Source organism: Polaromonas sp. P1_E1_2 (genome assembly GCF_056406035.1).
In genome coordinates this window covers 1-6,877 of record NZ_JBFUAZ010000184.1, presented here as the reverse complement: position 1 = coordinate 6,877, position 6,877 = coordinate 1, and the positions used below count along the sequence as shown (strand labels likewise).

The following is a 6,877-nucleotide window of genomic DNA, read 5'->3' as shown; positions in this document are numbered from 1 at the left end:
ATTTGCAAACAAGGGATTTGAAACAAATTTTTTCAATGAAATCAAGGACTTAGGAGTATCTTCGGATCCAGGGCTTATATTAAAAAGTGTTCTAAATTAAGCACTTAGCCGATGCAATGAAAGTATTGCTTTAAGCGCCAGCAACTGGGCGCCCGCCAAAATGGAAAAAAGAGGGACTATTTCCATCCATTCAAACGCTCAGCGACCTGTTTTTGGACAGTGCAAGCATGGCATAGCTATGAAAAATATAGCAGATAACGGCCGCCGCACAACAAGATGAGCGCAGTCGCAGGAATGGCGTGCTTTTTTGAGGGGGAAGGTGCAGAAAGCACAGGGCGCCGGAAGACCTGGCGGGCCAATCCCGACTAGACGGCGAATGGCATGACAACACTACCCAAATCGGCCAGTAGAAAGGCCGCAAAGGTTAGTCGATGCGGACTGTGACCCTTGCGTGCTCAGTGATGCCGATCACATTGAAGAACGCTGCAACGAGGCGGTTGACTTCCGTGAATTGCACTGAGCGGTTTTCCTCTTCGCGGGCTGAGACCCAGTTCAGCAGCGTTCCCGCAGCCGAAAAATCCACGCGAATGAGCTTGGCACAGGAGATCAGCATCATGTCCGCACCCATCAGCTTGACTTCCAGCTTGTCCAGCACTGCTATCGCATCACCCTGGATCTGGCCCGACAGTTCGACCGACAGCACATTGCTCATCTGCGAACTCGGTGCATCCATCTGGGTGTCTCCATCAATAGCGCTGAGACTGGAGGACACGGAATCACGGTACACGTCGCCAATGATGGCCTGCCCACTCGTGACATCGCCCTGCGCATCGATCGGCTTGTATTCGCAACGTGCACTGTCCCAGGCTGGCGGGGAGACCTCGTAGGTAACGCAGAAGTCGAGTGCGGCCAATTCGAAGTCGTCGGGCCGATGCGTTACACGCAGCGCCTCCATACGCAAAAGCCACCATTGCTGGGCGGTGTCGCGGCTGCCCGAAGGGGTGGCGTTCTGCAGTACCTTCTGCAACTGGGTATCACCCATGAAACGCAGCTGAACGGGCTGAGTCGCCCACCCGCTGAAGACCTTGTACAAAGGCTCGACAGCATCAGGATCGATGGTTTTGAGATTGTTCCAGTTCAGGCGCCATGGCATGGGCGCCTTGGCGGTGGCAGCCTTGAGGGCTGCCACGGTCTGTATACCCAGCACAGAGGGACAGACCCAATCAACAGCGGGACCATTGGCATTGGTGGCAGCCTTGCCCGCCGCCGGCACGCTGAGCATTTTCACCATGTCAGGCATGGAGAACCACTGCGGTGCCGAACGGTCAAACCGCTCGACAAACTGGATGGCTGCCGTTTCAAACTTGTCCTGTTGGGCCGTGGCCCGGTACAGGTCAAACAAGGTCAGCCAGGTATCCGGGTGGCCCGCGCGTACGGCACCGGGGGCAAGAATCTCCAGCAGGCCGGCTTCGGCACCTGCATCGTCGCCATTGGCAAACCGGATAGCGGCCTCCTCCAGCTCTGCGTCATGGGCAACCACTTCCTCCACGTCCACCGCAGTGAGCTTGGAAGGAGAAAAACCGGATGAACCGCCGCCGCTGTCGTAACTGCCGCCGATACCCGCCAGGCCGCCAATGGCGGGAGGTTTGGCAGGAGGCTGGGGAGGCGGCGTAGACCGGGCTGCAGCCAGCGCAACAGACAGGGAATCGGGCTGGGTCTGGGAGGGCTCGTGAGCGGCTTCCCGGGCCGCCTGCTGCTCGGCGGCCAACCTGGCTGCGTTCAGCTGCTGCAAACCTGCCGGCGCCGTGGCCCTGTATGCAGTGGGCAAGGCATTGTCCAGCATGGGGGGCGCCTGCGTCGATGGGCTATGCAAGGGCGCGTGCACCGAGTTGTCCGGCATGCCGCCATTCTTGGTTTTCCACCACTGCATGGACATCTGCGCTTCGATCTCGTCGATCTTCTTGAGCGTGGTGGCCCTGTCGTCGGGCTTGGACGGCATGCTGCTCTGGAAGAACGAAGGCCGGCCGCCTGGGTCCTGGCCCACACCTACCATGGCTTCACGCTTGCGCATCTTGCGCAGCATGTCGAATTCGCGCTTGCGCACGAAGTCGTTTTGCCGCTTGCGCTCAATCATTTCCTTGAGCAATTGCTTGCTCATGGCTTCGTCGCGGTCTGTTTGCGCGCCGTCCAGATCGGACCAGTTCGTGGCCGGATTCCGGACGAACTTCACCATCTTGGAGAGCAAGCCTGAAGCGGTATCTTCTTTGGACATGGCAGGACGATTAAATAAACTTCAACCGGTAATCTGGGGTCAATCGCCGAACATCTTCTGTTTGAGTTCCCGGCGTTGCTGCGCTTCCAGGGACAAATTGGCCGTGGGGCGGGCGATCAGCCGGCCTACGCCGATGGGTTCGCCGGTTTCATCGCAATAACCGTAGTCGCCGGAGTCGATGCGGGCAATCGACTGTTCGATCTTCTTGAGCAGCTTGCGTTCCCGGTCAMGGGTGCGCAATTCAAGGGCATGTTCTTCTTCAATCGTAGCGCGGTCCGCCGGGTCGGGCACCACAACGGTGTCTTCCCGCAGATGCTCGGTGGTTTCGCCGGCGCTGTTGTGGATGTCCTGCTTGAGCACCGACAGCTTGTGGCGAAAGAAAGCCAGCTGCTTTTCGTTCATGTACTCGGAGTCCGGCATCGCCTTGACTTCGTCGTCGGTCAGCTGCTCGGCGGATTTGGTCTTCCAGTTGTTGGCGAGCTTGGGGTCTTTTTTGGCCGCCGCCTGGGGTGGCGGCGCGATCACGCGTTCGGTCATTGTGGAGTAACTGGCTTTGGCTGCGTCAGGCGCATGGGTTGGCACCATGGGTGCGGGAGGGGGTGACTGGGTGGCTACACGGGCGGAGCTGCGCCTGCCGGGTTTCAGTGGAGGCGGGGCCATCAGCCCGGCCCTGACCGGTGCCGGGGCGGGTACCACCACGGCGGCGGGGACCGGCTTGGTGCTGCTTGCAGGTTTTACGGCCGGTTTTGCAACGGGCTTGGCAGCTGATTTTGCAACAGGCTTTGCCGCAGGTTTTGGGGGAGATTTGAGCACGGGCTTGACGGGTTTGGCGACGGCCTTTGCTTTGGGCAAGGGCTTGGCAGCGGTTTTCTTGACAGCTGCGGTGGCAGGCTTTTTCGTGGAAGCAGCCTTGACAGCCGGCTTGGCGGCTTTTTTGGCAACGGGTTTGGGTGCCGGCTTGGCTTTGGCAACAGGTTTGACCGCTTTCTTTACAGCTTTGGCGGCGGGCTTTGGCGCCGGCTTGGCTTTCGATGCAGGCTTGACGGCCGGTTTGGCAGGTGTCTTGGTCTTTTTTGCTTGGRCTTTCACAATGTGTCTCCTCTGGGAAGCAGCCCCGGAATGGCCCATGGCCCCCCGCGGCGGCTTCCTGGCCAAACCGCTGCAACGCAGTTCAACCCTACCTGTTGCCAGATTTCCTGGTTTGTCTGCCGCCTGCCAGCCTCGAAAACCTCACCTGGGTGGGTTTCAATCCGCTTTGTAGCCGATTTTGTGCCTGGCTGGCCTCCCGAATTGATTTTCCGGGTATTTTGGTCGGCGCGCGATTGTAGCGGCTGCGCAGCCTGCCGTAGCACCCTTGGAACAAATCGTTGGAGAATCGAGACAAACATGAAGCCCTCCGCCTTTTACAGGCCACAGGCGGACAGCCTACCTCAAACCAGGCATTGCTCCAGGCCCTGCAGAAAAATATCTTTGGGCAAATCGATGCCGATAAAGACCATCTTGCTGTTTTTCTTCTCACCCTCGGCCCAGGCGGGTCCAAGGTCGCTGCCCATGAGCTGGTGCACCCCCTGGAAAATCACCTTGCGGTCGGTGCCTTCCATATTCAACACGCCCTTGTAGCGCAGCATGCGCGGGCCGTAAATGTTGACGACCGCGCCCAGGAAATCCTCCAGCTTGGCGGGGCTGAAAGCCTTGTCCGACCGGAACACAAAGCTCTTGACGTCATCGTCGTGGTGGTGATGGTGGCCATGGCCCTCATGCCCGTCCTTGGCGTCGTGCGCATGTGAAGGGTGATCGCAGTGCTCCCCATGGTCATGATCGTGGTCATGCCCAGCATGGTCGTCTTCCTTGAGGAAATCGGGGTCGATGTCCAGCTTGGCATTGAGGTTGAATCCGCGCAGGTCGAACACATCCTTGATGGCGACTTCACCGAAATGCACCGCCTTCTGGGGCGCACGCGGGTTCATGTGCTTCAGGCGGTGCATCAGCGCGTCAACTTCGTCCTTGGCCACCAGGTCCGTTTTGCTGATGAATATCTGGTCGGCAAACCCGACCTGGCGGCGCGCCTCCTGGCGGTCGTTGAGCTGGGTCGCGGCRTGTTTGGCGTCGACCAGGGTCAGGATCGAATCRAGCAGGTACTGCTCGGCAATTTCTTCGTCCATGAAAAACGTCTGCGCCACCGGCCCCGGGTCGGCCAGCCCGGTGGTTTCAATGACCACGCGCTCAAAGTCGAGCAGGCCCTTGCGCTTTTTGGCGGCCAGCAACTGCAGTGTTTCGCGCAGGTCTTCGCGGATCGAGCAGCAGATGCAGCCGTTGTTCATCTGGATGATGTTTTCTTCGGTGTCATTGACCAGGATTTCGTTGTCGATGTTTTCTTCACCAAACTCGTTCTCGATAACAGCGATTTTCTGGCCGTGCGCCTCGGTCAGCACGCGCTTGAGCAACGTGGTTTTGCCGGAGCCCAGGAAGCCGGTGAGGATGGTGACGGGAATCAAGCTCATGGTGTTACCTAAAAACAGGAATTGCAGGGGTAGCGCGAAGGGCGAAGCAGGTCGCAGCCACACAGGTGGGGGAGTTTAGCGGCGGGTTCAAGCCCGTCGCGCAGCCCCGGTGAATACCACCTTGGCCAGCAGTTACTTTACAGGTCGTGTCAAGCGCAGGGTCCCCAAAAACAGCGCAGGCCGGTAATTTCCTTCCTGTATTCGCTATATTTTTAATAGCTGCTTGCGCCCGTCTTTATTAACCTGCAACCACTATTTATATAAAAATCAGCCGCCCACCCGCTTCACCAGCACCAGGCCCTTCAGGTATTCGCCTTCCGGGAAGGCTACTGTCATAGGATGGTCGGGTGCGCCGCCCATGCGCTCGGAGATGAAAGCGTCCACCCCCGCATCGATACCGGCCGAGGCCACGATTTTGTGGAACAGGTCGGCGCTGACCCCGCCCGAGCAGGAATAGGTAAACAGCACGCCGCCGGGCGCCAGAATCGACAACGCCAGCCGGTTAATGTCCTTGTAGGCACGGGCGGCACGCTCGGCATGCGTCACCGTGGGCGCGAATTTGGGCGGGTCCAGCACGATGGCGTCGAACATCCGGCCTTCCTTCTGGTACTGGCGCAGCGAGGCGTTGACGTCGGCATCCAGCAAAGTGGTGCGGCTGGCGTCAAAGCCGTTCAGCGCCACATTGGCCCGGGCCCGCTCGATCGCCGGGCCGGACGAATCAATCGACGTGACGTGCCCGGCGCCGCCGGCCAGCGCGGCCACAGTGAAGCCGCCGGTATAGCAATAGCAGTTGAGCACCTGGCCGAACTGTAAACGACGCGTGTAGGCGGCAAACTTCTGCCGGCTGTCGCGCTGGTCCAGGTAAAAGCCGGTCTTATGGCCTTCGGCCACGTCCAGGCTGAGCTTCCAGTCGTGTTCGGTGATGGTGATGCCGGTTTCGCCCGAGCCGGCCAGCCAGCCGGTCACTTCGGGCAGGCCTTCCAGGGCACGTGAACTGGCGTCGGAGCGTTCGTACAGGCGCGTCAGGCCGGTCTGGGCAAGCAGGGCTTCGACAATCACACTTTTCCATTTTTCTGCGCCGCAGCTGGAAAACTGCGCCACCAGCGTGTCCGCATAGCGGTCCACCACCAGGCCCGGCAGGCCGTCGGATTCGCCGTGAATGAGCCGCCGCCCGTCGCTCTGGATGTCAAACAGCTCCCGTGCTTTCAGGGCCTGGGCGATGCGCGCTGAAAAGAAGGCCGCGTCGATGCGTTGGGCTTCGTCAAAGCTCCAGACCCGGGCCCGGATCCTGGAGGCCGGGCTGAAAGCGGCCCAGCCCAAAAATTCGCCGGCGTGGCTTTCAACCCGCACGGTCTCGCCCGCGTCACCGCCCCCCTTGGCAATGGCGCCGTCAAAAATCCAGGGATGGCGCCGCAGCAATGAGCGCTCCTTGCCGTCCCGCAGTCGAATTATTTTCATGCCGCTATTGTCGCGGCTGATAGCGTCACCCCCTCTTGGGCACGGAGTGTCCACCCTGACAAATGAGCCGGCCGACAGCGGTTTGACAGCTCGGTGTAATTTTCGTGAAAGTTTTGCGACAATCGCAGGTTAATGTTTTTGACCTCATTTTCGCGGCAATGGAAGAAACACGGGCCGCTGGCAAGCCCGGCCATGCGCACGCCCGCACCCGTCCGCACCCTATTGCTGGGGCTGGTTATCAGCCTGTTCATGGGCTCGCTGCTGGCGCTGACCAGCCTGGATGCACGATCGCGCACCATACTGGACCTGGACACCCAGACAGAACCTGTCGCACTGCAGGACTGGGGCGACTACTGGATAGACACAACCGGCCAGTTCACCCCCGAGCAGGTTGCCGCGACCCCCGACATCCCCTGGAAGCCGACACACGGCAATGCGATCTACCCGGTGACCAGCGGCCAGGCCATGTGGGTGCGCTTTAACGTGCCACCGGCGCCCGACGCAGAGCGCTGGTACCTTGAGGTTCCCTACCCGTCCATCGACCGGGCTTCGCTGTATACCCTGGACGGTATCGGCCGCTGGAACGAGCAGCGTGCCGGCGACCTGGTGGCGGTAGACAAATGGCCGGTGCCGCACCGCCATCCCC

At 60.1% G+C, this 6,877-nt stretch carries 6 protein-coding genes; 2 read left to right on the top strand and 4 right to left on the bottom strand.

Features of this window, described 5'->3' with window-relative positions; genetic code table 11:
- Window positions 1–424: 424 nt before the first annotated feature.
- Together AC1D1P_RS10710 and dksA are read right to left on the bottom strand one after the other, a co-directional pair.
- On the bottom strand, window positions 425–2,272 hold the full coding sequence (locus AC1D1P_RS10710; RefSeq protein WP_477672961.1) for an STAS domain-containing protein: 1,848 nt from the start codon (window positions 2,270–2,272) through the stop codon (window positions 425–427).
- A 39-nt stretch (window positions 2,273–2,311) separates the two neighbouring features.
- Window positions 2,312–3,085: an RNA polymerase-binding protein DksA gene (gene dksA / locus AC1D1P_RS10705; protein WP_477672962.1), complete on the bottom strand. Its 774-nt coding sequence runs from the start codon at window positions 3,083–3,085 to the stop codon at window positions 2,312–2,314.
- On the opposite strand from dksA, the gene AC1D1P_RS10700 reads away from it, so the two are divergent.
- Window positions 2,988–3,533 (top strand): hypothetical protein, encoded by a 546-nt coding sequence (locus tag AC1D1P_RS10700; RefSeq protein WP_477672963.1) that lies wholly within the window; start codon window positions 2,988–2,990, stop codon window positions 3,531–3,533. The genes dksA and AC1D1P_RS10700 overlap by 98 nt on opposite strands.
- Before the next feature lie 169 nt (window positions 3,534–3,702).
- On the opposite strand, the gene AC1D1P_RS10695 is transcribed toward AC1D1P_RS10700, so the two are convergent.
- Window positions 3,703–4,773 carry a CobW family GTP-binding protein gene (locus tag AC1D1P_RS10695; RefSeq protein ID WP_477672960.1) on the bottom strand — a complete coding sequence of 357 codons (1,071 nt, stop codon included), beginning with the start codon at window positions 4,771–4,773 and terminating at the stop codon, window positions 3,703–3,705.
- 267 nt (window positions 4,774–5,040) lie between these two features.
- Entirely contained in the window at window positions 5,041–6,231 is a 1,191-nt protein-coding gene (locus tag AC1D1P_RS10690; RefSeq protein ID WP_477672959.1) for a class I SAM-dependent rRNA methyltransferase, read from the bottom strand.
- A 132-nt stretch (window positions 6,232–6,363) separates the two neighbouring features.
- On the opposite strand from AC1D1P_RS10690, the gene AC1D1P_RS10685 reads away from it, so the two are divergent.
- The coding region (locus AC1D1P_RS10685) for a 7TMR-DISMED2 domain-containing protein (RefSeq protein WP_477672958.1) at window positions 6,364–6,877 on the top strand (514 nt) is incomplete at its 3' end.

Excerpts from the sequence above, each read along its gene's own strand:
- AC1D1P_RS10710 (WP_477672961.1), bottom strand. The coding sequence starts at position 2,272 with ATGTCCAAAGAAGATACCGCTTCAGGCTTGCTCTCCAAGATGGTGAAG.
- AC1D1P_RS10690 (WP_477672959.1), bottom strand. The coding sequence starts at position 6,231 with ATGAAAATAATTCGACTGCGGGACGGCAAGGAGCGCTCATTGCTGCGG.